The organism is Acidisoma cellulosilyticum, assembly GCF_020621385.1.
In the GTDB taxonomy this organism is placed as follows: Bacteria; Pseudomonadota; Alphaproteobacteria; order Acetobacterales; family Acetobacteraceae; genus Acidisoma; species Acidisoma cellulosilyticum.
In genome coordinates this window covers 498298-523432 of sequence record NZ_JAESVA010000005.1, presented here as the reverse complement: position 1 = coordinate 523432, position 25135 = coordinate 498298, and the positions used below count along the sequence as shown (strand labels likewise).

At 64.8% G+C, this 25135-nt stretch carries 23 protein-coding genes; 10 read left to right on the top strand and 13 right to left on the bottom strand.

What is annotated here, in order from left to right:
* The first annotated feature begins 21 nt into the window (after positions 1 to 21).
* The gene (locus ACELLULO517_RS17390) at positions 22 to 789 is read left to right on the top strand and encodes a DeoR/GlpR family DNA-binding transcription regulator (RefSeq protein ID WP_227308670.1); all 768 of its coding nucleotides are present in this window, start codon (positions 22 to 24) and stop codon (positions 787 to 789) included.
* On the opposite strand, the gene ACELLULO517_RS17385 is transcribed toward ACELLULO517_RS17390, so the two are convergent.
* Genes ACELLULO517_RS17385 through ACELLULO517_RS17375 form a run of 3 tightly spaced genes read right to left on the bottom strand, consistent with a single transcriptional unit; the run spans position 773 to position 3356 of the window.
* Positions 773 to 1363, bottom strand: a complete 591-nt coding sequence (locus ACELLULO517_RS17385) for a nucleotidyltransferase family protein (RefSeq protein ID WP_227308669.1) — start codon at positions 1361 to 1363, stop codon at positions 773 to 775. The genes ACELLULO517_RS17390 and ACELLULO517_RS17385 overlap by 17 nt on opposite strands.
* Positions 1360 to 2373, bottom strand: a complete 1014-nt coding sequence (locus tag ACELLULO517_RS17380; protein ID WP_227308668.1) for a molybdopterin-binding domain-containing protein — start codon at positions 2371 to 2373, stop codon at positions 1360 to 1362. The genes ACELLULO517_RS17385 and ACELLULO517_RS17380 overlap by 4 nt, the downstream gene beginning before the upstream one ends.
* The gene (locus tag ACELLULO517_RS17375; RefSeq protein ID WP_227308667.1) at positions 2361 to 3356 is read right to left on the bottom strand and encodes an XdhC family protein; all 996 of its coding nucleotides are present in this window, start codon (positions 3354 to 3356) and stop codon (positions 2361 to 2363) included. Before ACELLULO517_RS17375 ends, ACELLULO517_RS17380 begins: the two co-directional genes overlap by 13 nt.
* A 156-nt stretch (positions 3357 to 3512) precedes the next feature.
* Between ACELLULO517_RS17375 and ACELLULO517_RS17370 the strand changes: the two genes are divergently transcribed.
* Both ACELLULO517_RS17370 and ACELLULO517_RS17365 read left to right on the top strand, forming a co-directional pair.
* Complete coding sequence (locus tag ACELLULO517_RS17370) at positions 3513 to 4283, top strand: SDR family NAD(P)-dependent oxidoreductase (protein ID WP_227308666.1); 771 nt, start codon at positions 3513 to 3515, stop codon at positions 4281 to 4283.
* 42 nt (positions 4284 to 4325) lie between these two features.
* Positions 4326 to 5045, top strand: coding sequence for an SDR family NAD(P)-dependent oxidoreductase (locus tag ACELLULO517_RS17365; protein WP_227308665.1), 720 nt, complete (start codon positions 4326 to 4328; stop codon positions 5043 to 5045).
* A gap of 136 nt (positions 5046 to 5181) precedes the next feature.
* On the opposite strand, the gene ACELLULO517_RS17360 is transcribed toward ACELLULO517_RS17365, so the two are convergent.
* Together ACELLULO517_RS17360 and ACELLULO517_RS17355 are read right to left on the bottom strand one after the other, a co-directional pair.
* Positions 5182 to 6000 carry a sugar phosphate isomerase/epimerase family protein gene (locus tag ACELLULO517_RS17360; protein ID WP_227308664.1) on the bottom strand — a complete coding sequence of 273 codons (819 nt, stop codon included), beginning with the start codon at positions 5998 to 6000 and terminating at the stop codon, positions 5182 to 5184.
* Positions 6001 to 6027: 27 nt separating this feature from the next.
* Positions 6028 to 6819, bottom strand: coding sequence for a DeoR/GlpR family DNA-binding transcription regulator (locus tag ACELLULO517_RS17355; protein WP_227308663.1), 792 nt, complete (start codon positions 6817 to 6819; stop codon positions 6028 to 6030).
* 219 nt (positions 6820 to 7038) lie between these two features.
* Here ACELLULO517_RS17355 and ACELLULO517_RS17350 point away from each other — a divergent pair, with 219 nt between their 5' ends.
* Complete coding sequence (locus ACELLULO517_RS17350; protein WP_227308662.1) at positions 7039 to 8307, top strand: ADP-dependent glucokinase/phosphofructokinase; 1269 nt, start codon at positions 7039 to 7041, stop codon at positions 8305 to 8307.
* Between the two features lie 37 nt (positions 8308 to 8344).
* Entirely contained in the window at positions 8345 to 9367 is a 1023-nt protein-coding gene (locus tag ACELLULO517_RS17345; RefSeq protein ID WP_227308661.1) for a hypothetical protein, read from the top strand.
* A gap of 61 nt (positions 9368 to 9428) precedes the next feature.
* Here ACELLULO517_RS17345 and ACELLULO517_RS17340 read toward each other — a convergent pair whose 3' ends face one another.
* From ACELLULO517_RS17340 to ACELLULO517_RS17305, 8 genes are all read right to left on the bottom strand, one after another.
* Positions 9429 to 10157: an SDR family oxidoreductase gene (locus tag ACELLULO517_RS17340; RefSeq protein WP_227308660.1), complete on the bottom strand. Its 729-nt coding sequence runs from the start codon at positions 10155 to 10157 to the stop codon at positions 9429 to 9431.
* A 212-nt stretch (positions 10158 to 10369) separates the two neighbouring features.
* The gene (locus tag ACELLULO517_RS17335; protein ID WP_227308659.1) at positions 10370 to 10804 is read right to left on the bottom strand and encodes a Spy/CpxP family protein refolding chaperone; all 435 of its coding nucleotides are present in this window, start codon (positions 10802 to 10804) and stop codon (positions 10370 to 10372) included.
* A 157-nt stretch (positions 10805 to 10961) separates the two neighbouring features.
* Positions 10962 to 12134: a hypothetical protein gene (locus ACELLULO517_RS17330; RefSeq protein ID WP_227308658.1), complete on the bottom strand. Its 1173-nt coding sequence runs from the start codon at positions 12132 to 12134 to the stop codon at positions 10962 to 10964.
* Between the two features lie 295 nt (positions 12135 to 12429).
* On the bottom strand, positions 12430 to 13158 hold the full coding sequence (locus tag ACELLULO517_RS17325; protein ID WP_227308657.1) for a PIG-L deacetylase family protein: 729 nt from the start codon (positions 13156 to 13158) through the stop codon (positions 12430 to 12432).
* A 168-nt stretch (positions 13159 to 13326) separates the two neighbouring features.
* Entirely contained in the window at positions 13327 to 14136 is an 810-nt protein-coding gene (locus ACELLULO517_RS17320) for a S49 family peptidase (RefSeq protein WP_227308656.1), read from the bottom strand.
* Positions 14137 to 14139: 3 nt separating this feature from the next.
* Positions 14140 to 16806, bottom strand: a complete 2667-nt coding sequence (locus tag ACELLULO517_RS17315) for a mechanosensitive ion channel family protein (protein ID WP_227308655.1) — start codon at positions 16804 to 16806, stop codon at positions 14140 to 14142.
* Positions 16807 to 16888: 82 nt separating this feature from the next.
* Positions 16889 to 18490 carry a gamma-glutamyltransferase family protein gene (locus tag ACELLULO517_RS17310; RefSeq protein ID WP_227308654.1) on the bottom strand — a complete coding sequence of 534 codons (1602 nt, stop codon included), beginning with the start codon at positions 18488 to 18490 and terminating at the stop codon, positions 16889 to 16891.
* Positions 18491 to 18511: 21 nt separating this feature from the next.
* Positions 18512 to 19192, bottom strand: a complete 681-nt coding sequence (locus ACELLULO517_RS17305; RefSeq protein ID WP_227308653.1) for a glutathione S-transferase family protein — start codon at positions 19190 to 19192, stop codon at positions 18512 to 18514.
* 131 nt (positions 19193 to 19323) lie between these two features.
* Here ACELLULO517_RS17305 and ACELLULO517_RS17300 point away from each other — a divergent pair, with 131 nt between their 5' ends.
* From ACELLULO517_RS17300 to ACELLULO517_RS17280, 5 genes are read left to right on the top strand one after another with little or no spacing between them, the layout of a single operon-like run.
* A complete protein-coding gene (locus ACELLULO517_RS17300) occupies positions 19324 to 21345 on the top strand; it encodes an AsmA family protein (protein ID WP_227308652.1) in 2022 nt (673 codons plus the stop codon).
* Positions 21346 to 21393: 48 nt separating this feature from the next.
* Entirely contained in the window at positions 21394 to 22431 is a 1038-nt protein-coding gene (locus ACELLULO517_RS17295) for a dipeptidase (RefSeq protein ID WP_227308651.1), read from the top strand.
* Positions 22428 to 23255: an aldo/keto reductase gene (locus tag ACELLULO517_RS17290; protein ID WP_227308650.1), complete on the top strand. Its 828-nt coding sequence runs from the start codon at positions 22428 to 22430 to the stop codon at positions 23253 to 23255. Before ACELLULO517_RS17295 ends, ACELLULO517_RS17290 begins: the two co-directional genes overlap by 4 nt.
* 11 nt (positions 23256 to 23266) lie before the next feature.
* A complete protein-coding gene (locus ACELLULO517_RS17285) occupies positions 23267 to 24256 on the top strand; it encodes an aldo/keto reductase (protein WP_227308649.1) in 990 nt (329 codons plus the stop codon).
* 30 nt (positions 24257 to 24286) lie between these two features.
* Positions 24287 to 25132 (top strand): oxidoreductase, encoded by an 846-nt coding sequence (locus tag ACELLULO517_RS17280; RefSeq protein WP_227308648.1) that lies wholly within the window; start codon positions 24287 to 24289, stop codon positions 25130 to 25132.
* Positions 25133 to 25135: the final 3 nt, after the last annotated feature.

Here is a 25135-nt window from a genome sequence, read left to right as displayed (position 1 = left end):
GCGCTGGACCGAGGGCGCGCTATGTGGGTCGACGAACGCCAGCAACGCATCATGGAGATGATCGGCACGGTCGGCCGTGTCGAGACCGATGCGATTGCGGCTGAGCTTCAAGTATCACGAGAGACGGTCCGGCGCGATCTGCTGCTGCTGGAGCGTGACGGCAAGCTGCGCCGTGTTCATGGCGGCGCCGTGCGTGCTGACCCGCCGCCCGAGCGGCCGTTTCGGACACGCAAACGCGTGCAGATGGACGCGAAGCGCGAGATCGCGCGCACGGGCGTGGCACTGATCAAGCCCGGCAGCAGTTGCTTCATCGATGCAGGCACAACCACGGCCGCCTTCGCGGCGGAATTGGTGCGCTTGTCCGATCTCCTGGTCATCACCAATTCCCTGGAAGTCGCGATGACCTTGCGCGCGGCGCAAAGCAATGCCGAGATCCTTCTGCTCGGCGGTCGCATGGGATTGGAAGTGCCCTCCACCCACGGCGATGTGACGATCGCCGAGATCGGCCGCCATCGCGTCGATGTCGCGATCCTCTCACCGGTCGCGTTGGACGCGAGCGCCGGCTTTACCTATCACGATCTGGACGAAGGCGCGGTCGCCCGCGCCATGACGCAGAATGCCGCGCGCATTCTGGTCCTGGCCGATCATACCAAGCTCGGCTGGGTCAGCCGCACCGTCGTCTGTCCCTGCAGCGAGATCGATGACCTTGTGTCCGACGCCGACGATGATGCGCTTATGCTCTATCGGCAGGCGGGTGTCCGGCGCACGGTCTCTACCCAGGATAGCTGATCGCGGCGAACTGCTCCGGCGTATCCAGATCGTCCAGAATGCCGGCGCTGTCGACCGTAACCAGATGCACGTCCGTGCGGGCGGCCAGGATATCCCGCGCGCCGCGATCCCCGGTCAAACCGCTGAGTGCGGCGAAATGCGCACGGCCCCATAGGATTGGATTCCCATTCTGCCCGCCGAAACACGGGCGGATGATGCTCTGGCCCCTATCCGGGGCGAAAGCCGCCATCATCGCCTGCATGACGGATGCCGGCACGAAGGGCATATCGCCCAGACAGATCAAGGCGCCTTCGCAATCGGCTGGAACGGCGGCGATGCCCGCGCGCAGGCTGGCGGATAATCCATCCGCATAGTCTGGCGCTTGCACGCAGCTGATCGGAAGGTTGAAGGTTGCGCGCTCCACCGCCGCACGCTCATGCCCTGTCACCAGAATGACCGGCGCGGCACCGGTCGCCAGCACCTGCGACAGGCTCGCCGTCAAGACCGTGCCGCCGGAGGGCCAGGGCATCAGCAGCTTATTGGCAGCCCCCATACGGCGCGACAGGCCGGCCGCCAGAACGATCGCCGCGATCATCGTCTTGCCTTCGTCCGTGCCAAAACACCCGGCGCGGCTTCCGCACCGTCCAGCAACCCGCCCACGCCCATCAGCGCGATATCCTCTGGCGTCACCTGCTCCCCACTGCAAAACCTGTCCAGAATCCAATCGGCACCATTCAGCCGGTCGGTCCCGGCACAGCCGGGCAGAATGATCAGATCGGCGCCGCCCACAAGGCCGAGGCAGATGAGATTGCCGGGAAAGACCGGCATGCCGAAGCGCAGGATCTGCCCGCCGGCCAGACCCACGGCGCGCGGCGCGACATCCTCGCGGTCCGCGACGGCGGACGCCCCCGCGATCAGCAGCAGATCCGCGCCATCCGCTTGGGCGCCAGCAATTTCGGCGGCCAATGGCTCGGCCTCATGGGCGCAGAAGCGCGGCGGCAGCATCACCCCACCGCGTAGCGCGATACGGGCATTCATGCTCGCCACCGTCTTCAGCAGCACGGCGTCTTTTCGCAAGGGCGACCGCGTCAGGATGAGCGCGCAATGCCGCGCGCGATAGGCCGCCAAGCGGCAGACGCCCTGGCGCGCGATACGCTGAGCCCGCTGCAACAGCTTGCCCTCGACGGCCAGGGGAATGATCTTGACGGTACCGACAACCTCCCCTGCCCTCACCGGCTGCCGATCCGCCAATGTCGCGAGCGTGACGGCTTCGTCCAGCAGGTTGAGACGCGCCAGACGTGTCGCGTCCAGCCGAAAAAGCCCATCCGCCGCCGCGCGCAGATTGCAGCGGCCGTTGACCGGCGCGTCATGCACCAGCCCCTCGCCCGCCAAGGCCGCGGCGAGCATTTGGGCGGCCAGGTTTTCGGCCCGATCCTCAGGCCCGAACTCAGCGACCGCCACTTGCGCATAGCCTGCGGCGGCCAGCCAATGACACATCAAACCTGTCAGCACCACGCCCTTGCGCAAGCGCTGCGAGCCGGCCTGCACCGTCTGGGCGAGCATGCAGCCCTCGGCCTGATCCAGCGGCCGGCTTACGAAACGCATGATATCGGCCGCCGCCGCGCCGCGATCAAACCCGCGAGGATGGACACCGCAATTTCGTTCGGTCCTATGGCGCCGATATCCAGGCCGATCGGCGCGTCGATGCGTGCCAGCGCGGCCTGCGCGACACCACTCTCCGCCAGCCGGAGCAGCCGCCCCGCATGGGTGCGGCGGGACCCGAGCGCGCCGACATAGAAAGCCGGCGACGCGAGCGCTTCCGCCAAGGCAGGCTCGTCGAATTTCGGATCATGCGTCAGCGTCACCACGGCTGTCGCGGCGTCGAGCCCGAGCGTCGCCAAGGCGCTGTCCGGCCAATCCAGCATCAGCCTTGCCTCAGGGAAGCGCTCTGCCGTGCAGAAGCTCTCGCGCGGGTCGATGACGATCACCTCGAACCCCGCCAGCCGCGCCATCGGCACCAGGGATTGTGCGATGCGCACGGCGCCGATGATGACAAGGCGCGGTGCCGGGTTGAAGACCTCGACGAAGATTTCCCCCTCATCCCCCGGCAGCAGAACAGGCGCATCACGCGACAATGCCTCCGCTGCTGCCGACGCGAGCGCATCTCCGGGCAGGATGACCGCCGCATTGCCGCCGCCGTCCAGCCGATGCGCGACGGCAAGAATGTCCCGTCTATCCTGAGCGGCGAAGAGTGCCGGCAGAGTCTCGGTCCAAAGCGGCGCGACATAGATGTCTATCTGACCGCCGCAGGCCAGACCGACCGACCAGGCGACTTCGTCCGCGACGCCGAAACTCAGCCGTTCCGTGCCGCCCTCGGTCAGAAGGCGCTGCGCTGCCTGGATGACGGCGCCTTCCACGCAGCCGCCGCTGACCGCGCCGCTGATCCGCCCGGACCCGCTGACGACCATATGGCTGCCGGCGGCGGAGGGTGCGCTGCCCCAGGTGCGCAGCACCGTGGCGACGGCGACAGCCTCCCCGGCCTCGGCCCAGGCCCAGCCGTCTCGTAAGGGATCCTGCACCGACGGCATGGCAAGACTTTCCGAAAAACCCGCGTGATCCTGCACGGATGGGCGCCACTGCGCCATAGGTTCATGCAGGACGGCTCATGCAGATTTGCGCCGTCTTCGATTGACTCGGCGGCTATCGGCGGCAAGTCTCGCGCTAAATAAAAGACGGCCAAGCGCATGTATCGTGAAAAATACGACCTCACCGGCAAGACCGCTTTCGTGACCGGCGGCGGTCGCGGAATCGGCTTGGCATCCGCCATGGCGCTGGCCGAATGCGGGGCGAAGCCGATTATCGCGGACCGCGACCCTGCCGTTCTGGACGAGGGGCTGACGGCCCTGCGGCGCCTTTACCCTGCCGCCGAGGGCATTGAGCTTGACGTCACGCAATCGGACGCGGTGACGGCCGCCGCCGACCGGTTCAACCAGGCGGGCGGCGTCGATATTCTGGTCGCGAATGCCGGCATCTCCTGGCCCGATACGCCGGGCGAGGAAATGGGCGACGATGTCTGGCTGAAGATGATCGATATCAACCTCAACGGCTGTTATTGGAGCTGCCGTGCGTTCGGCCGGCATATGCTGGCGCGCGGCGCGGGCAGCATCGTCACCGTCGGGTCCATGTCCGGCGTGATTTCCAACAAGCCGCAGCGGCAGGTGCATTACAACGCCGCCAAAGCCGCCGTGCATCACATGACGCGGTCGCTGGCGGGGGAATGGGCGGATCGCGGCGTGCGGGTGAATTGCGTGGCGCCGACCTATGTCGATACCGCCATGTCCGGTCGCGGGCTAAGGACGCCTGAACTCTCCAAGATCTGGATGGAGAATACGCCGGCCCATCGCGCCGTGACGGCCGAGGAAATCGCCTCCGTCATCCTGTTCCTGGCCTCGGATGCCGCAAGCGCGCTGATGGGTTCGATCGTTCTGGCGGATGTCGGCTATACGATCTGGTGATCGCTCATCGCTGACACAATCATAAGAAAAGTGGAAACGTCGATGATGATTACGCCAAGCTTCAGCGTGGCCGGCAAGACCGTGCTCATTTCCGGGGGCAATGGCGGCATCGGCCGTGCCTTCGCCCAAGGATTCCTCAACCATGGCGCGTCGGTCATCGTCGCGGACCTGACCTTGCCGAGCGACCCGGACCCCGAGATCCGCCATGTCCAGCTTGACGTGCGCGACAGCGCCGCAATCGAAGCACTGGCCGGGACGATCGACCGCCTGGACGTGCTCATCCATTGTGCCGGCAAGCTGGTGCGGTGGGAGGAATATAAGCCCGAGGTCTTTGCCGATATTTTGGACATTCACCTTGTCGGCAATCTGCGCCTGGCGACCAGCTTTCGGCCGCATTTGAAACGGACGAAGGGCTGCATCATCAATATCGCGTCGATGTATTCCTATTTCGGCGCGGCGCATGTGCCGGGCTATTCGGCCGCGAAAACGGCCGTTGTGTCGCTGACCAAGTCATTGGCGCTCGGCTTTGCCGCCGACGGTATTCGCGTCAATGCCATCGCCCCCGGCTGGATCAAGACGGAAATCAGCCGGCGCGGTCGCGAGGACCCGGACTTCAACGCCAAAGTCGTCGCGCGGCTTCCCAACGGCGAATGGGCGGAGCCGGAGGAATTGGCGGGCACGGCGATCTTTCTCGCCTCCCCGGCGGCACAGCTCATCAACGGCGTCACCATCCCGGTCGATGGCGGCTATACGGCGAGTTGAGCTGGTCTCGCCTGCGGTATCGGGTAGGTCCGCGCAACAAGTGCGCGGATGACGATGATTGGGCAGGCGCTTATCTTGCTTCGTCATCCCCGGGCTTGTCCCGGGGACCTACCCGCTACCGCGCGCACAACCCGGCCTAAAGCCCAAACTCCCGCATCTTATCACGGTTCGCCTTGACCGCCGCCAGCGGATCACGGGCCGCCTGGTCCGATTCCTCCTCGATCACCAGCCAGCCGTTGAAATTTTCAGCCCGCCGCACGGTCGTGACAACCGCGTCAAGATCGCAATCCCCGGTATCGAGCATCGCCCATTGCCCGTCCTCGTCGAGATCCTTCAGATGCAGATAGCGGATGCGGTCGCTATAGGTGCGCAACAGGTCCAGCATATCCTCATGCCCGCGCAGGATATGACCGGTATCGGGCACCCAGCCGATCAGCATCGGGTCCGTGCGCGCAAAGATCATGTCGTAATCAGCGCGATTGAACAGCAGCGTATTGTGATGCGAGCTTGGGTGCAGCGCGATACCGACCCCTGCCCTGCGACCCAGCTCCCCGGCCGCATTATAGAAAGCGGCGGCGGCGGCGAATTTATCATCCCGCGCGCCTGGTGATCGGATCGTCGCACTGCCGAAACAGACGAGCGCACCGGGAAAATACCCGGCAAAGGCAATGGCCTGTTCGGCAGCCGAGAGGTCCGCCGACAGCATCGCGGGTTCGGTAAAGCCGCTGTCGCTGCCGACGGCATAAGCGACCAAGACCAGCCCTTGCTGCGCCAGGGCGCGCGCGAAAGCCTGCGGACTGTCCTTGTAATGACCGATCATCCGATCGGTCATCTCAATCCCCGCATAGCCGGCGCCGGCGATCATCTCCAGCAACTTGTCCGGCCCGTCCTGATAGGCATCGCCGAGCATTTCCCAGGTATAGGTCTGGCAGCCGAGCCGCAATCTCCGATCCATGCCAGTCATTCCTTCAAAGCGGCCGGCTCAGCCGCTCGCGATCACGAGTTCAACCCCCGCTTGCGCCATCGCATCGGCGATATCGGCGGGCGGCGCCCGATCCGTCACCACATATTGCACGCGCGCAAAATCCGCGACATGGGCGAAGGCCGGCGCATCGAATTTGGAACTGTCGACGACAACGATGACGCGCCGCGCCGCGTCCATCATCTCGACCGTCACCTGCGCTTCCTCCAACCGGCTGATGGAAAGCCCCGTGGCATCGATGCCGGTGACGCCCACCACCGCCGTATCGACGCTGATGCGGGCCGAACCCGCGATCTTCACCGCCCCCACCGTGATCTGCGCATTGTCCCAATAGGCGCCGCCGAGAAGATAGATGGACCGCGCGGCACTGCGCGGCACCAGCGTCGGCAGCATGAGGTTGTTGGTCACGATCGTCAGATCGCGCAGCCGGCCCAGTTCGGCGGCGAAGGCGCAGGTGCTGGACCCGCCGTTCAGGATCAAGGTCTCGCCCTCGCGGATCAGCCCGGCGGCGGCACGGCCGATCAGGCGTTTCGAACTGGTCTGTTCGGTCATGCGCGACTGGAAGCGGGTTTCCCGCGCCACCAGCCCGTCGCCCGCCAGCGCGCCGCCATGGGTGCGCGTCAGCACGCCCTGGCGTTCCAGCACCTGCAGATCGCGGCGGATGGTATCGCGCGACACGCCGAACATGGTGGTGAGTTCGGCGACCGTGACGTGACCCTTGTGCCGGATGAAATCGACCAGGCTGCGCTGGCGTGAGCCCGGCAGCATGAAATCCTCTGTCGTTTCGCTCACAACGCGGCTTTCCCCCTGACAGGACTGGCTTTTCGACCCCCACCTCCTATCCGGACGACGCGAGACGCGCCAGGGCGGCCGGCAAGGCAGCGCAACCTATCGCATAAATGCGCATATTTCCAATTGACCTTGCGTCATTTTGCGTCAAATGTTGCATGAGAACGAGCCGGTCCAATCAAAAGACCGCCACAAGCCGCGACAACGCGGGGGGAAGAAAACGTGCAAAGCGTCTGGCACGAGGCCTATTCGGCAATCCACCAAAGGCTGGGCGCCTATGCCGCGCGGGCAAATTGGACACTGTGCGGGCTGTCGCTTTGCGTCGACGCCTTCACCCGGCTGGATTCCGCCTGTGCCGCGCGCCTGGCGGCCGGTCCGGACAAGGCAAGCGCGCTGGGCGCCGAATTGCAGCGTCGCGCGGCGGCAGGGATTGGCGGGGAGTTGCGCGTCGATTGGGACGAAGGCCCGGCCTGGCTGGACGCGCATATCCCCATGCGTATCGCCCTCGGCGGCACGCCGGCCCATGCCGCGCGGCTGCTGACGCGGCTGGGCGCGCCGGCGCTGCTGGCGCTGGAGCATCGCACGCCCGAACAATTGGCTGTGCTGGACCCCGACATGCTGCTGGCGGCAGGCGGTCCTGTGCGCGCCACCGACGTGCCCGCCACCGGCGAGGATCGGTCGCGCGTCTATGTGTTCGAATATACGGCGCATGACAGTATCGGCGGCGTCATCCCGCCGCGCTCCTCCCGCATCATCGTGCGCTTTCACGATTTCGATCTGGAGCAGGATGCGGATTTCGCCCGCCTGTCGTCACGCCTGCTGCTGGGCTGCGCCGGGCAAGGCAGCGGCATTCTGTCCGGCTTCAGTTCCCTCGGCGGCGGCGCGCGGCTGGATGCCGGCATCGCCTATGCGCGCACACTCGCGGCCGATTGGAAAGCGGCCGGTATCGGCATCATCCATGTCGAACTGGCGGGCTATGAGCGGCCCGACTATCGCGACCATACGCTGCGGGAAATGGTCGGCGCGATGACCTCCATCGGCATGAGCCTGTCGGAATTCCGCGCGATCGATGCGCAGACAAGCGATCTGGGCGCAGGCATGCGCTGCCTGGGCGAAAAGCTGAGCGTCTCGCGCGTCACCGTCCATGCCGATGACTGGGCCATGACCGCGACGCGGGCGGACCCCGATCAGGAGCGCGAGGCCCTGATGATGGGTTGCCTGCTTGCCAGCACGCGCGCCGCGGCCGGCGGCCTGGCTTTGCCGGACGGCCTGCCCTTGGGTGCCGAATTTTCAGCCCCGCCGCCCGAGGAGAGCCATGGCGGCTGGCATATCGTCTCCTGCCCCAGCCCGCATCTGCATCAGCCCCGGACGACCTTGGGTCTGGGCGACACCTTCATGGCCGGCTGTCTGCTCGTGCTCGGCCAGCCGAAATTTTCCGATCTTTCGGTTCCGCTTCATGCCGCAACCGTCTTTGCGGCGCCGCTGACCTGACATCCTTGTCCCTTATCCGTTTCCGGGAGTTTCCCTCATGGCCCGTCTCGACAAAAAGCTGAACCGTATTCTGTCCGGCAATTACCGCCGGGGCGATTTCATCATCGCCGACGCCAAGGACGGCGATATGGGGTCCGGCGTCACCACCGGCGGCCCACTTTACGATACCCAGGGCGAGCAGATCGGCTGGAAGACGCGGCGCGACTATCTGGATCAGATCGCGGCCGTCGTGAAACAGGACGTCGTCGATATCATGCTGACCTCGGCATCCAATATGGAACGGCTGACACAGGAGGGCGTCTATAAGGGTTCCGCCGTCAAACCCGCCATTCGCGGCAATGACGCGACGGATTGCTGGGGCGGGGTGCGCGGATCGTCCTATGCGAAGGAGATGTCGCGTCCCTATCGCACGGCCAATATCGCCCAGGTCATGTATGGCAAACAGGACGGCAAGAAAGGCGACCCGATCACCGGCACCGATCTTGGTCTATACTCCATCACCTTCAACAACGACCTCGACGCCGATATGCGGTCGCTCGACGCTTTCGCGGCCTTTCGCGAGGACGCCGTTCGTTTGGGCTTCACCTATTTTCTGGAAGTCTTCAATCCGAATGCGCCGGTCGGGCTGACGCCGGAGACATCGCCCGCTTTCATGAATGATTGCCTGCTGCGCTGCCTGTCCGGGCTGACGCAGGTAGAACGCCCGCGCTTCCTGAAGATTCCTTTCAACGGGCATCGCGCCATCTCGGAACTCGCGCATTACGATCCGTCCGTCGTCATCGGCGTGCTGGGCGGCGGCGCGGGCACGACGCGGGATACGTTCGAGCTGCTGCATCAGGCGGAACGTGCGGGCGCCCGGCTGGCGCTGTTCGGTCGTAAGATCAACCTGGCCGAATCGCCCTTGACGCTGCTGCGTTTCATGCGCGCGGTCGCGGACGGCGATGTCGCGCCGTCCGATGCCGTCAGCGCCTATCACGATGCGCTGGCCAAGGAAGGTCTGCGTCCGCGCCGCAAGCTGGAAGCGGATCAGGAAATTACCGAAGCCGTTTTGCGGGGGTGAGAGATAATCGTTTCGCCTGCAACGAGAGGTAGATCGAGCGGGAGAGACCCCGCTCATCGCCTCAACAGGCCGTAAAACCGCCATCGATCGGCAGGGATACGCCGGTGATCATCGCAGCCCCCTCACCCAGCAGAAACACGATCGGCGATGCGATCTGATCTTCGGTCGCCCAACGATGCAGCGGCATCTGCGCCAGGAACGGGTCACCGATATCCGGCCTTCCCCAATAGAAGGCCGACATCTCTGTCATCACCACCGTCGGGTTCACGCTATTGACGCGAATATTGTAGCGGCCCAGTTCCAGCGCCGAAACCCGCGTGATGTTGTCGAGCGCTGCCTTGGATGATCCGTAGGAGATATGCCCCTTCAAGGCGACCAGCGCTGCCTGGCTGGAGACATTGACGATCGATCCGCCCTGCCCCAAGCGGATCATGGATTGCGAGGCGTATTTCGTCACCAGCAGCGCGCCGCGCGCATTGATGCTCATCACTCGGTCGAACACCGCAATATCCGTATCCATCGGTGTTGCGATCTCTCCGCCGAAACCGCCGCAATTGACGACGCCCCAAAGATCGAGCCCGTCCAGCGCGCCCTTGATGCTCTCTTCAGATTCAAGATCGAAAGCGAGTGTGCGGCAGCCCGTTTCTGTCGCCAGCTTGTCCAAAGCCGCCGCCGAGCGGCCGCTTGCGATAACCTCGGCGCCCGCCGCGACCAATTGACGCACGGTCGCACCACCGATGCCGCCGGATGCCCCTGTCACCAGAATCACTCGTCCGTCCAAACCCCACATCGGCATTTCCCTTTTATTGACTGACAACTTTTTAGTCGTCGCTTCGTTGTCGCTTGGGTTTCTGCCGCCGGCCGGCGTTGCGGCTGGCATGCTGCCGGATGATAGGGGTTTCGGTGCCGTCTGTCAGGCGTAAATCGGCGGCATAGCGCGAGAGGAGGATGACGCCTTAATCTGTCACGTCCTCTCCGCCCTTGCCGCCCGGACCAGCCGTTTTACTTTGCCGTGGTCGTCGCCTGCTCCCGGAACAGCGTATCGGCCGTCTGTTTCTGCGTCACTGACAACTGGCCGTAGACGGTTGCGAAGGCATCGGCGAGCTTCTGCGTATTATCGGCATAGGCATGGGCTACCTGTGCGTAGGACTGCATGTTTTGCAGCGCGTTCATGGTCTTCGCGGTCTGCGCGCGCTGCGCGAATACCGCGTCCGTGGCGGCCGCATTGTCGCGCATGGCCTGGGCGAAGGCGTCCCAGGCCGGGGTTTCGGCCGCGTTGATGGCAAGCCGCGCCTTCAACGCCGCGATACGGTCATCGATCGCCTTGGCGGTGCTGTTGCTGACATCGGCTGTCGTCGCCGCATGAGCGGTCAAGCTATGTGCGAGGCCGAGCGTCGGGATCAGCACCAGGGCCAGGGCCGCGGCGCGGAGCGTCATAGAGGTCTTCATGATGGTCCTGTATTTTTCTGCGAAATGCGAATGACGTGAGACGAGAGCGTTTCCTGTTCGCTTACGCTCACAGACGCCGCTCTAGATTATTGTTTTCGCGAGCATCTTCACCCGGCCAGATGGTTCCATCTGACCAGGATCTGCCCTAGTGGCGCCAGGGATTGCCGCCGCCATGGCCACCGCCATGCCATCCGCCACCGCCGCCGCCGTGACCCCAGCCACCACCATGGCCCCAGCCATATCCGGCATGGCCGTAGCCATAGCCGGGACGGCCCCAGCCTTGACCGCGATAGCCCGGCCGGGCGCCCCAGCCCGGACGCGCCCATCCGGCATGGCCGTAAGGGACGGCGTAATAGCCGTGCGGATGGATGACCGCGAGGCCGACGGCCGCCACCGCCAGACCACCGACGACCGCGCCACCGGTTATATAGCCGTGCGAATACCATTCAGGCCGGGGGGCGACGAAGGCGAGCGAAGGCGGGCACAGGCCCAGCGCGTAGGCTGGCTGCGCGAAGATGACCGGCGGCGGCGCGGCGGCCACGACGACCGCCGGCTGCGGCAGCACGACGATGGGCGGCGGGGCCGCCGCCATCAGCATTTGCGGCGCCGGCGGCAAGGCGACCGGCGGCAGTGGCGGCGCGGAAGCGACGACGGGCATGGTCGGCAGCATGACCGGCGGCGGCGCGATCGCCGGCAGGCCCAGCACCACGGGCGGCGGCACGGCATAGATCGGCGGGGCCGCGAAGACGACCGGCGGCGCAAAGACCAGCCCGGCGGCGACACCCACCATCATGCTGTCCCAGGCCCAACTGCGCGCACCCCAGGCATAGGGCTGCCCCACGCCCCAGGAATTGTGCCAGTCCCAGCCATGCCACCCGGCTCGGCCGGGGCCCCAGGCAGCGACATAGGCCGGGCCACGATAAGCCGGGCCGCGATAGGCATAAGCATAGCGCGGAGCGGCATAGCCTGGCCGACCCCAGCCGCCATGACCCCAGCCGGGTGGGCCATAACCGGGGCGACCCCAGCCGCCATGGCCCCAACCGGGACCGCCATAGGCCTGCCGGCCCCATCCCGGTCCGCCGGAATGACCGCCCCATCCGCCGCCCGGATGACCGCCCCAGCCGGGCTGGCCGCCACCATGCCCCTGGTAATGGCCACCACCGCCATGCCCCTGGCCACCGCCGCCATGCCAATAGCCCTGTGCGGCCGATGGCTGGACCGCCGCCAGCGCACCGATACCGGCAAGAACGGCCAGCTTGGCCCATTGCTGCCCGAGACGCCGTCTGACGGCGGTCCCTGTCGCGAGAGCGTTCATCATTGCCTCACATTCATGCTCATTCCTCTCTGCTTTCGCGGAAGAGACGGGCAAGATTGCGGCGGCGCCGTTTACAGTTTGAAACGTGACGTGATTGTGATCGCGGAACTCGCCGCGCAATTCTTCAGATATTGTCTCGCTATTTCGTGATGGTTGTAAAAACAAACCATCCGCACAATCACCCTGCGATCCACACCGCCCGCGCATGAAGGTGATGGGCGGCAGGTGACGTTCCGCAACGACACAGAATAATTTCCTAGGATTCTAATCCTAGGAAATTATTCTGATTTCGTAAAAATCAAGATGCCAGGAAGGTTTCCACCGGGCGGCGCATCACCGCCATCACCGCCTCGGTCTCGGGCGAAGCATGGCCCTGGCAGTCCAGGATGACGCCGCCATATTGCGAGGCATGCGTCATGATCGCCTGCTGCTTCAGCGTGATCTCGTCGCCGATATCCAGCCGATAGCCATGGGCCGGCGGCTCATCCACCTCCGTCTCATCCGGCAGCGCCCAGCCGCTGGTCGGATAGCTGAGCAGCGGCAGTCCCTCGCGCGCTGCCACATGCTCGGCGAGCGTTGCGGCAGCCAGGTGGTCGGCATGCGGATCATGCCGCCAGGTGGCGATGATAAGGTTGCAGCCATGGCTTTCGCAGATGCCGGCGACGCGGCGGGCGGCGAATTGATAGGCCGGTCCGGCACTCGGCATTTCATGGTCGGAATAGCCAAGGAACCAAGTATAGCCATGCGGCAGGCCCAGAATATGCAGCGCCTCGCGCGCTTCCTCCTCCCGCATATGACGCAGTTTTTCCGGCGGATGGGTCTGTGAATTGGGATGCGACAGGCAGCCATCCGTCAAGATCACCACATGCGGCGGCGTGCCGGCGGCGCAAAGCTGGGCGATCAGCCCGCCGCAGCCGAGACTTTCGTCATCGGGATGCGGCGCGATGATCAGCGGCAGCCGGCCCCGCAACATCTCATCCAGGCTGACCAAAGGCAGCTCATCCCAGGACTTTCTCAGGGCGTCCATGCGCATTGTCTTCACCGTCCCCAAAACCCACCCGAATTCACCATCGGGCGCTTGACGATGCAAGACTAGCACGCAGATCGCGATAGCGTCATGAAGGCTCTGGGCCGGTGGCAAGCGGCCGACGCAGACCAAGACCTGACGCAGATCAATGCGCCGCGCCAGGCGGGGTCAGGGCTTCCGAAACTCGGCCCGCGCCTGCCAGACTTCCGCCATCTCGGCCGCCGCCGCCTCGGCGCCACGGCCGAGAAGACGCATGACCAGCCCGGTCTTGCGCTTCGGCTTCAGCCAGGCGGCGCGGGCCTTGGCGCCGCCGATTTCCCGCAGCAGCCCGTCGACGTCGCCAAGCTTGTCGATCAGCCCGGCCTCCGCCGCGCGTGAGCCGATCATATAGCTGCCGTCGAACAGCTCGGCCTCCGGTCGCGTCAGTTTGGTCCCGCGCCGGCTGCGCACCCAGTCCTTGAAATGCCCATGCAGATCGGTCAGCAGCGCCCGGGTGAAGGCCACATCCTCGGGCTTCTCGGGGCTGAACGGGTCATTACGGGATTTGTTCTCGCCGGCCGTATAGACCCGGCGGTCGATGTCGAGCTTCTCCAGCAGGCGCGGCACGCCGAAGCCGCCGCCGATGACGCCGATGGAGCCCACGATGCTCATCGGATTGGCGCGGATCTCATCCGCCGCGCAGGCAATCCAATAGCCGCCCGAGGCCCCGACATCGCCGATGACGGCGATGACGCGGACGCCGGTTTCATCCGCGCGCCGGCGGATGAATTGGCCGATGAGGTCGGATTGCACGGGCGACCCGCCGGGGCTTTCGATCGCCAGGATCAGCCGCTTATGCGGACCGGCCTTGGCCAGCGCGAAGCCGCGTTCCAGCAGCGGGCCAGCCCCCTGAATGTTCAAAGCGCCCTGGCGCCCGGCGATGATGCCCCGCAGTTCGACCACCGGAACGGGGCGCGCACGCCAGAAAAACAGACCCATGGCTTATGATCCCTGTGGCGGTGGCCCGGCGGTCGCTGCCGGCGGTTCGTTAGTGGGCGGTTCGATGTCGGGCAAGGCCGGCGCCCGGTCCGGCCCCGCGCGCTCCGCCATTTCCACGCGCACATCCAGCGGATGCTGGAAGGCCGAGACGGTTGCCGGCGGCATGATGCGGATACCGGCCTCCTGGAAGGCGAGCTTGATGCGCCGGTTGAGTTCGCGCTGCACGCCCCAGCGCGCCTTGTCGGTGCAGACGACCTGCCCGGCCAGCGTCGCGATGGTGCCGTCGATCTTATCGACGCCCCAATACTGGAAGTCGCTCAACATGCCGGCCGAGAAGGCTTCCTCGGCGCGCAGGTCCAGGATGATCTTCTTCAGCAGATCGGCCGCGCGATCGGTGTCTTCCTCATAGGAAATCGTCACGGTGACCGCGGCATTGCCCAGACCGCGATTGATATTCGTCACCGTCGTGACCGAACTGAAGGGGATGATATGCACCGACCCGTCGCTGGCCCGCAGGCGCAGCGTGCGGATGGACAGGTTCTCCACCGTGCCGGAAAGGCCGCCGGCCGTCACCCAATCCCCCACCTGCATGGCATTTTCCAGCAGCAGGAAGATGCCGTTGATGAAATCCTGCACCAGCTTCTGGGAACCGAAGCCCAGCGCCACACCGATGATGCTGGCGCCGGCCAGAAGCGGGGCGATATTGACGCCGATCTCGCTCAGAACCGTCAGGATGAAGATCGCCAGCAGGGTGATCAGCACGGTGTTGCGCAGGATCGGCACCACCGTCCTGATACGCGCGGCGCGGACGAAGGACCCCTGCTGGGACAGCTCGTCCATATAGATCTGCATGACGAAGTTCAGCGTTTCCCAGATCACCACCGCGACCACCAGCGTGACGGCGATGGTGCCGAGCGAGCTGAACAACCGGGTGCCGAGATCGCCGACACGCAGCCAGTCGAGGATGTTCACACCCCAGAACTGCATCAGGACAACCAGCAGCCCCACGATCATGACGAAGTTGATGATGACACGCAGCGGCATGTGGTAGCGCGCCGCCCGCTGGGCCATCAGCGCCCGGCGCGGATCGGAGAAATCGGCACCGACCGCAAAGACTTTCTCAAGCCCGCCGAGCAGCACGATATGCAGCACACGGAACAGAACCAGGATCGCGAGCGTGCCCAGGATAAGGCGCGTCGGATGCTGGACATGGTTCATGAATTCGGTCGCGAAGACGATCCAGCCGAGCATGATCACGATGATCGCCTGCCAATGCCAGACGCTGGCCAGGCGGGCTTTCATATTATGCCAGAAGGTGTGCGTCTCGCCCGGCCGACCGCGCAGCCAGGCCTCCACCTCGCGCCGCCGCTTCAGCACCATGACCACCAGCATCAGATGGATGATCAGGCCGAACACGCGCCCGATGCCGTGCTGCACGCGGTGTTCCATGCCGGACAGCCCGCCGACCTGGACGACGGTGAAGCCGAGCACGATGACGAGCGCGATGCGCCGGCACCAGAAGGCCAGGAAGGCCGCGCCGCTATCGGAAATATGGAGCAGCCTGAGCTTGCTGCTGGGCGCACAGAACGTGCCCCGCGCCGCGACCAGCAGCAGACGGCAAAGAACATAGGCGTTGACCACGGCCTCGATCATCAGCCGCATCAGGATGTCGCTGACCAGCGGTGACGCGAGCAACAGCGTGGCCGCCGCCAGGAAGGCGATTGCGGGTAGCGCATCCACCGCCATCGCCCCCAGAATGAAAGGCAGACGCCGCAGCAGCGGCCAGCCGCCCTGCAAAGGCCGCAACCGGTTGCGGCGCCCAGCCGGAACAGGGGCCGGAAGCGACGATGAGGCGGGCTCGGGCTCGGCCAATGCCGCTTCCTGCGCGGCGATCGCGCGGGCCGCACTTTCATCCTCGGTACCTTCGGCGCCTTCCGAGACCTCCTCCGCGCTCTCCGCGCCGCCATCGGCAGACGGCGGCGGCAGACCCGGCGTTTGCGCAACCTCGGCCTTGGCCTTCGCGTCAGCCGCGCGGGAGTTCCGGCCCAACCGCTCGTAAAGCGGCGCGGTGAAATGCCAGACGCCATATTCGCAGGCGAAAGCGATCAGCAGCACCACCGCCAGACGCCAGACCGCCGACAGGATGATCTGCAGGATGATCGGGTCGCTGACCGTCTCGGTCACCCAGTCACCGACCGCGCGATATTGGGTGATCTTGGTCAAGGTCACGATGACCGAGGTATCGAGTTCGCTGAGGATGCTGTCGGCCTGGTCGATCAGGTCGGCACCCAGGCTATTGGGCTTCAGCGCGACCGCTGGTTTCGCGGGCGTTGCGGCCGGTGTCGCAGCAGGTGTCGCGGCGGCCGTGGTGGTAGCCGGCTTTGCCGTGCTGTCGGCCGTCGCGGGCGTCGCCGTCGCGGGCAGCACCTTCTCCAGGCTCTGCAGCGTATTGATGAGCTGCGTCCGCTGTTGCGGGCTCTGCAATACCGAGAGCAGCTGATGCGCCTCGGCCGCACTCAGCCCTGCAGGGGCTACGGCGGCCGGCGCCCCGACAGCTGGCGCCTGAACAGCGGCGGTCTTCGCTGTCCCCTGGGCGGCAGCGGGCAAAACGGGCAAAGCCGCCAGCAGAATAAGAAGCGCCGTGAATACGGTCGAAAGAACTAATCGCATGGCGCATCCCCGATCACGCGGGCAGGGTTCCTGTCAACGCCCGCGGGGATGACGGCAGCCCAGGGCGACTGCCGTCCGGGCCTCAATAGCCGAGTGCAAAACCGTCCTTGCGCGGCTCTGACCCGCCGTAAAGCGCGCCTTTTTCCCAGTCCAGCCAGATCGCCTGGGCGCCGCCGATCGGGTCATCCGTGGTCACGATCTTGTGGCCGAGCGCCGTCAGACCGTCACGCGCGAAGGCCGGCAGCGGGGCCTCGGCCTCCACATAATCGTGTCCCGGCACCGGAAACAGGCGCGGCAGCGCCATGGCAGTTTGCAGATCCATGCCGAAATCCACGACCTTGGAGACGAGATGCGCCTGGCCCATGGCCTGGAAATGCCCGCCCATGACGCCGAAGCTCATCGCCACGCGGTCGCCCTCGGTCATGATCGCCGGGATGATCGTATGCATCGGCTGACGGCGGGGGCCGAGCGTATTCGCGTGCCCCTCCTCCAGCGTGAAGCACATGCCCCGGTTATGCAGCAGCACGCCGCTGTCGGGTGCCAGGATGCCGCTGCCGAAGCTTTCGAAGACCGAATTGATGAAGCTCACCACATTGCGGTCGCGGTCGACGACGGTGAGATAGACGGTGTCCTTATGCTCGGGTCCCGCGAAGGACGGCAGATCGGTCATCGCCTTTTCCGGGCTGATCAGCGCGGCGAGGCCGGCCGCGAATTCCGGCGACAGGATGTGCCGGCCGGTGGCGGGCGAATTCTCGGCCAGAATGGCGCCGCGCACGGCATAGGCCAGGCGCGCGGCCTCGATCTCGATATGCAGTCGCGCCGGGTCCATCGGATCGCCGGAACCCGGAAAATGCGACAGGATATTGAGGATCAGCAGGGCGATGATGCCTTGGCCGGGCGGCGGGCATTCATGGACCTTGTACTGCCGGAACTGGGATGAGATCGGCGTCACATAGCGGCCGCCGGCATCGTCGAAATCCGCCAGGGTATGAAAGCCGCCTTCGGCGCGCAGGACGGACACCATCTCCGCCGCGATCGGGCCTTCATAGAAAGCGTCGGCCCCACCATGCGCGATGGCGCGCAGCGTCCGGCCCAGCGCCGGCAGTTTCAACTGCTCGCCCGGCATCGGCGCGCGCCCGTCGATCAGATAGGTGGCTGCCGTGGTCGGGCGGCTGCGCAGCAGCGGCTCGGTCTCCGCCCAGTCATGGGCGACGCGCGGCGTGATGGCGAAACCCTGCTCAGCATAGGCGATGGCGGGTTCAAACAGCCGGCCGAGCGGCAGCTTGCCGTGATCGGCCGAAAGCCGGCACCAGGCGTCGATCGCGCCCGGCACCGTGACGGCATGGGGCGAGCGATCCGGGATCGAGGCCAGGCCCTGGCCGCGAAGCGTTGCCGCAGAAATGGCGTTGGGCGACCGGCCGGCGCCGTTGAAGGCGGTGACACGGGCGCTGCCCTTGGGCGCCCAAAGCACGAAGCAATCGCCGCCGATGCCGGTCATGGCCGGTTCCACCACCGCCTGCACGGCCGCCGCCGCGATCGCCGCGTCCATGGCATTGCCGCCTTCGCGCAGCACATCGACGGCGGCCAGCGTCGCCGCCGGATGCGAGGTCGCCGCCATACCGCTGGCGCCGACCGCGACCGACCGGCCGGGCTGCTGAAAGTCGCGGCTTATTCCGTTTTTCATCATTCTCTCCGGCGTATCGGGTCAGGCAGGCTGGATATGGCGAAACAGATGACTGCGCGCTTCCGCATCCGTCTCGGTCTTGAAGCTATGGCGATCCTTCAGCGCCATCGCGCGCTGCACCGCCGGACGCTCGGCCATCGCATCCATGAAGCGCTTCAAGTTAGGAAGAAATTCCCAGGCATTCTCGGCGATGACGAAGGGCACCATCCGCGCCCAGCCCCAAAGCGCCATGTCGACGATGGTATAGGTCTCGCCCAGCATGAAGGGCCGATCGGCCAGCCTCGCATCGATAATGCCGTAATGGCGCTTCGCCTCGAAGACATAGCGCTCCACCGGGTACTCCTTCGGCTCGGGCGCGAAATGGCGGAAATGGACGGACTGGCCGGAATAGGGCCCCACGCCGGTCGCGACGAACATCAGCCAGGAGAGCAGTTCGGCCCGCGCCGCCAGACCGGGTGCTGGCAGGAATTTGCCGGTCTTTTCCGCGAGATAGAGCAGGATGGCGTTGCTGTCGAAGACGGTCACGCCGTCATCCTGAATGGTCGGCACCTTGCTATTGGGGTTCAGCGCCGCATAGCCCGGCTGATGCTGGTCGCCGCGCCGCGTATCGACCGGGATCGCCTCGTAGTCCAGCCCGGATTCCTCCAGGAACAGCGCCACCTTCATGGGGTTGGGGGCCATGTTGTAGTAGAACTTGATCATCGGACGATCCTTCGACTCTTTCTGGGACGATGGCTTGGGGACGAAGCCTAGCCCGCCCTGGCCCAGGGCAGAAGACCCGGTGACATTTCCCGCGCGCGTCCCAACTTGATGCAAATCAGGGGGAAAACGGCATGACGCGACGCGGCGGCACGAAACTTGGCTTGTTTCTTGGGCTTCCGGTCCTCGTCATCGTGCTGGTGATCCTGTTCTGGAACTGGGACTGGTTCATTCCCATCGTCGAATCCCAGGCATCGGCGCAAATCGGCCGTCCTGTCACCATCGCACACCTGCATGTGAAGCTCGGCCGCACGACGCGGATTGTGGCCGATGACGTCGTCGTCGCGAACCCGAAAGACTTCCCAGGTGACGTCCCGCCCCTGGCCCGCATCGCCCATCTGGGCATCGATCTCGATGTAATGGCCTATATCCATGACCGCATCATTTCCGTGCCGCTGATCGACGTGAACGGTCCGCAGATGGAGGTGCGCGGCCTGCCCGACGGCCGCAACAACTATACGCTGGCGATGAAGAAGGCGGCCCCGCCCAAGCCCGGCCAGAAGCCGAGCCCGGCGCCCAAGCTGGGCGATCTGACCATCGAAAACGGCCAGATCCACGCCCAGATCGCGAAAATGCGCACCGATTTCACGGCCAATCTGGAGACGAAACCCGCCGAAGGCGTCGTTGCCGCCCAGGGCCAGACGACCGAACTCTCAGCCGAGGCGAAAGGCACCTATACCGGCCAGCCCATCACCGCTTCGCTGGTGACCGGCGCGCTGCTGACCGTGACGGACGCGACGAAGCCCTTTCCGCTATCCCTGAAGATCGCCAATGGCCTGACCCATGTGTCGCTCGCCGGCACCATCCAGGACCCGCTCGCCTTCGCCGGCACCGACCTGGACCTTGTCCTGTCGGGCGCGAATATGGCCGATCTCTATCATCTGACCAGCATCCCGATCCCCGATACGCCGCCCTATAAGATCAGCGGCAAATTGAATTACGAGACGGCGACCCAGCGCATCCGCTTCGACAATTTCCGCGGCGTCGTCGGCCATACCGATGTCGAAGGCACTATCACCGAGCAGCCACAGGCCAAGAAGCCCGACGTGACGATGGCGCTCGCGTCCCGCAATGTCGATCTCGCGGATCTTGCTGGCTTTCTAGGCGGGAAACCGGGCAGCGGCACGGCCAAGACCGCGAGGCCGGCGGCCGCGAGCGGCAGAATTCTGCCGACGACGCCCATCAATCTGCCCAAGCTGAACGCCGCCAATATCCATCTGACCTATGACGGACATCATATCGAAGGCCGCTCCATTCCCCTGGACAGCCTGATCGTGACCATGGATCTGGTCGACGGCGCCATTACCTTGCATCCGATCATCCTCACCATCGGCAAAGGTCGGGTTCAGGGCGATATCTCGGTCGCGCCGGCGTCCGAAAGCCGGGTCGCGCTGAAAGCCGATGTGCATTTCGACAATGTCGATCTGTCGCGCATCATGGCCTCGACCCATGCCTTTAAAGGGGCCGGCGCCATCGGCGGCCGGGCGACCATCGACGGGACCGGCAATTCGGTCGCGACCCTGCTCGGCGACGGCAATGGCGGCCTCGCCCTGTATATGGCCGGCGGCAATCTCAGCGCCTTGCTGATCGACCTCTCCGGTCTGGAATTCGGCAAGGCGATTCTGTCCGCCCTCGGCGTGCCCAGCCAAACCAATGTCGACTGCATGATCACCGATTTCGCGCTTAACCATGGCCTTGTCACCACCCGCGCCATGCTGGTCGATACGGGGGAGGCGCTGATCGGCGGCAGCGGCACCGCCAATCTGGCGACCGAAGCGCTCAAATTCGAGATCGAAACGCGGTCCAAGCATTTCAGCGTCGGCAATCTGCCGGCACCGATCGAAATCGGCGGCACATTCGGCAAACCCTCCATCGGCATCGGCATCAAGCCGCTCGTGGCGCGCAGCGGCATCGCGGTCGCCCTCGGCTTCCTGGCCGCCCCGCTCGCCATCCTGCCGACGATCGATCTGGGCGTCGGCGATCCGCATAAATGCGGGGAACTGGTGGCGGAGGTGAAATCCCAGGTCGCGCGCGGCAAGCCGGGACAGGCCGTGCCGGGCGCGAAGGTCAAGGGTCTGCCGGCCAGCAAGAACTAGCCGTCCGATGGGCTTGACGGAAACCGCTTCTGGGCGAAGCCTTGGGCTATGAACGCTCCGACCCAGACTGAACAGCAATTGCACGACGCCTTGCTGACCATCGACACGCATATCGACATTCCCTGGCCGCCCGGCGCCAGTCCTTTCGAGGACGGGCCAAGGCGCGTCGATCTGCCCAAAATGCGGCGCGGCGGCCTGGGGGCCGGCTGTTTCGCGGCCTATATCCCGCAAGGCAAGAATGACGAGGCCGGATTCCAGGCCGCCTATGAGCGTGCCACCGCCATGCTGCGCGCCATTCATGAGATGGGCGAGGACAATGGTGACGCCACCCGCCTGCCCGGCCGCATCGCCACCACCGTCGCCGAAATCGAAACCGCCCGCGCCGATGGCGCGCCCGCCGTCATTCCTGCCGTCGAAAACGGCTATGCCCTGGGCCTGGACCTCAACCGTCTCGATGAATTCCGTGCGCTCGGCGCCCGCTACATGACCTTGACCCATAACGGTCACAATCAGATTTCCGACAGCGCCGTGCCGCGCAAGGACCTGGGCGACGGACCCGAACTGCATGGCGGCCTGTCCGATTTCGGCCGCACCGTCGTTGCCCGCATGAACAAGCTGGGCATGCTGGTCGATATCTCCCATGTCGCCAAAACCGCCATGCTGCAGGCGATCGACGTGTCGCAGACGCCCGTCATCGCGACCCATTCCTCGGTTCGCGCGATCTGCGATCACCCCCGCAACCTGGATGACGAGCAGATGGACCGGCTGGCCGAAAGCGGCGGGCTGATGCAGATCACCCTCGTCTCCTTCTTCCTCAAGCGCGGATCGAAGGAGACCGAGGTCACTTTGTCTGATTATGTCGATCACATCGACTATGCGGTGCGGCATATGGGGATTGCGCATGTCGGCATCGGCACCGATTTCGATGGCGGCGGCGGCGTGGTCGGGTTCCGCGATGCAAGCGAGAGCGCGCATCTGACGGCGGAACTGATACGCCGCGGCTATGACACGCAGGCGATCGCGGCCCTGTGGGGCGGCAATTTCCTGCGCCTGCTGCGCATGGCCGAGGAGAAAACCACAAAATGAGAACGGTCGATCTGCCGAACGGACGCAGCCTGCCCGTGATGGGGCTGGGCACCTGGCGCATGGGCGAAGCCAGGTCTGACAAGGCCGCCGAAATCCGCGTCATTCAGAAGGCGATGGACCTTGGCATCTCGCTGCTCGACACGGCCGAGATCTATGGCAATGGCGGATCTGAACGGGTCGTCGGCGAGGCTATCCTTGGCCGCCGCGACAGCGCTTTCATCGTCAGCAAGGTGGCGCCGAGCCATGCGACCCGCAAGGGCACCATCAGCGCCTGCGAAGGCAGCCTGACCCATCTTGGTATCGAGACCCTGGACCTTTATCTATTGCATTGGCGTGGCGGCGTTCCGGTCTCCGAAACCATTGACGCCTTCGAGACATTGAAGGCTCAAGGCAAGATTCGGGCCTGGGGCGTTTCCAATTTCGACGTCGACGACCTGGAAGATATTCCCGATCTCACAGAATGCAGCGCGAACCAAGTGCTGTATAACCCTCAGTCGCGGGGCATTGAATACAGCCTGCTGCCGCTCTGCCAGTCCCACCAAATTCCCATCATGGCCTATACACCGTTCGGACAGAGCGGTGCGGTCCTGAAAAACGCCGCGATTGCCGGCGTCGCTCACCGTCATAACGCGACACCGGGACAGGTCATCCTGGCCTGGGGCATCCGCCACCCTGGTGTCGTCACAATCCCAAAAACCGCGACCTTGGCCCGGGTTGAGGAAAACCTGGGTGCCTTGTCGCTTCAACTCACCGCGGAAGACCTGGCCGAGATCGACCGGGCCTTTCCGCCTCCACGTCGCAAGTCGTCGCTGGAGATGCTGTAACGGGGAAATACATGGCCTTACAGAAACGCGCTCTCGGCCGTCAGGGCCTGGAGGTTTCGGCAATCGGCCTCGGCTGCATGGGGCTCAGCCAGTCCTACGAGCCGGCGGTGGAATCGGAATCGATGAAAACGATTCATCGGGCCATTGAAATTGGTTGCACTTTCTTTGACACCGCCGAGGTCTATGGTCCCTTCACCAATGAGGATCTGCTAGGCCGCGCGCTTAGCGGCAAGCGGGATCAGGTAACCATTGCCACCAAGTTCGGCTTCAAGATCGAAGACGGGAAAAATACCGGCACCGACAGCCGGCCTGCGCATATCCGTGAGGCGGTCGAAGCGTCATTGAAACGCCTGCGCACCGATCATATCGATCTTCTATACCAGCATCGCGTTGACCGGTCGGTGCCGATCGAGGATGTGGCTGGAACGGTCGCGGACCTCATCCGCGCCGGCAAGGTGCGCTATTTCGGTCTGTCCGAAGCGGGCGTGAGCACCATAAAGCGCGCCCATGCGGTGCAGCCGGTCTCGGCCGTGCAAAGCGAATATTCGCTTTGGGAACGTAATCTGGAGACGGATGTCATCCCGGCGCTGCAGGAACTGGGCATCGGCCTGGTGCCCTTCTCCCCGCTCGGGCGTGGCTTCCTGACCGGTCAGGTCAAGCGCGCGGAGGATTATCCGGAAACCGATTTCCGCCGTAACGATCCGCGCTATCAGGGGGCGAATTTCGACGCCAATATGCAGGCTGCGGACGCGGTGCGGCAGATCGCCGCGACCAAGGGCGCGACCCCGGCGCAGATCGCCCTCGCCTGGGTTTTGCATAAGGGAGAGGATTTTGTTCCTATCCCTGGTACACGCCATACCGCCAATCTGGACGCCAATGTCGCGGCGGCCGCGATCCGGCTGGATGACGGCGATATCTCGAAACTTGAAGACGCATTGGCACCGGGCAAAATCTCCGGCCCACGCTATGCCGAACGCGCTATGGCGATGGTTGATCGCTGAATCAACGGATAATAGGAAAGAAATCCTAATATGACATCAGAATCCCCTGTCTGGTTCATCACCGGCTGCTCCACCGGCTTCGGCCGCGATCTTGTGACCTTGCTGCTGGGCCAGGGCTATCGCGTCGTCGCCACCGCCCGCGACGTCACCAAGATCACCGACCTTGTCGACGGGCATGAGGATAAGGCCCTCGCGCTGGCGCTTGACGTTACCGACGCCGATGCCATCGGCCATGCCGTGAAACAGGCCGAACAGAAATTCGGCCAGATCGACGTGCTGGTGAACAATGCCGGCTATGGCTATATGTCGGCGATCGAGGAAGGCGAGGATGCGCCGATCCGCGCCATGTTCGATACCAATGTCTTCGGCCTGATCGACATGACCAAAGCGGTGCTGCCCGGCATGCGCGCCCGCCATGCGGGCTTCATCGTCAACCTCTCCTCCATCGCCGGACTGCGCGCCTTCCCCGGCAGCGGCTATTACTCCGCGACCAAGCATGCGGTGGAGGCGATGTCGGAATCCCTCGCGCAGGAGGGCGCGCCCCTCGGCATCAAGGTCCTGCTGGTGGAACCCGGCCCCTTCCGCACCGATTTCGCCGGCCGGTCGCTGGGTCGTTCGAACACCGTCATCGCGGATTACGACAGCACGGTCCATGCGCGGCTGCGCATGATGGCGGATTATAGCGGCAGCCAGAAAGGCGACCCGATCCGCGCGGCGCAGGCGATCATCGATGTCGTGGCGGCGCCGAACCCGCCGCTGCGTCTTCTGCTCGGCGCAATGGCCATGGACGGCGCGCGGCAGAAACTCGACATGCTGAAAACCGATTTTGATACCTGGGAAGAGACGACGCGTGGCGCCGACTTTCCGGAAGGCTGAGGC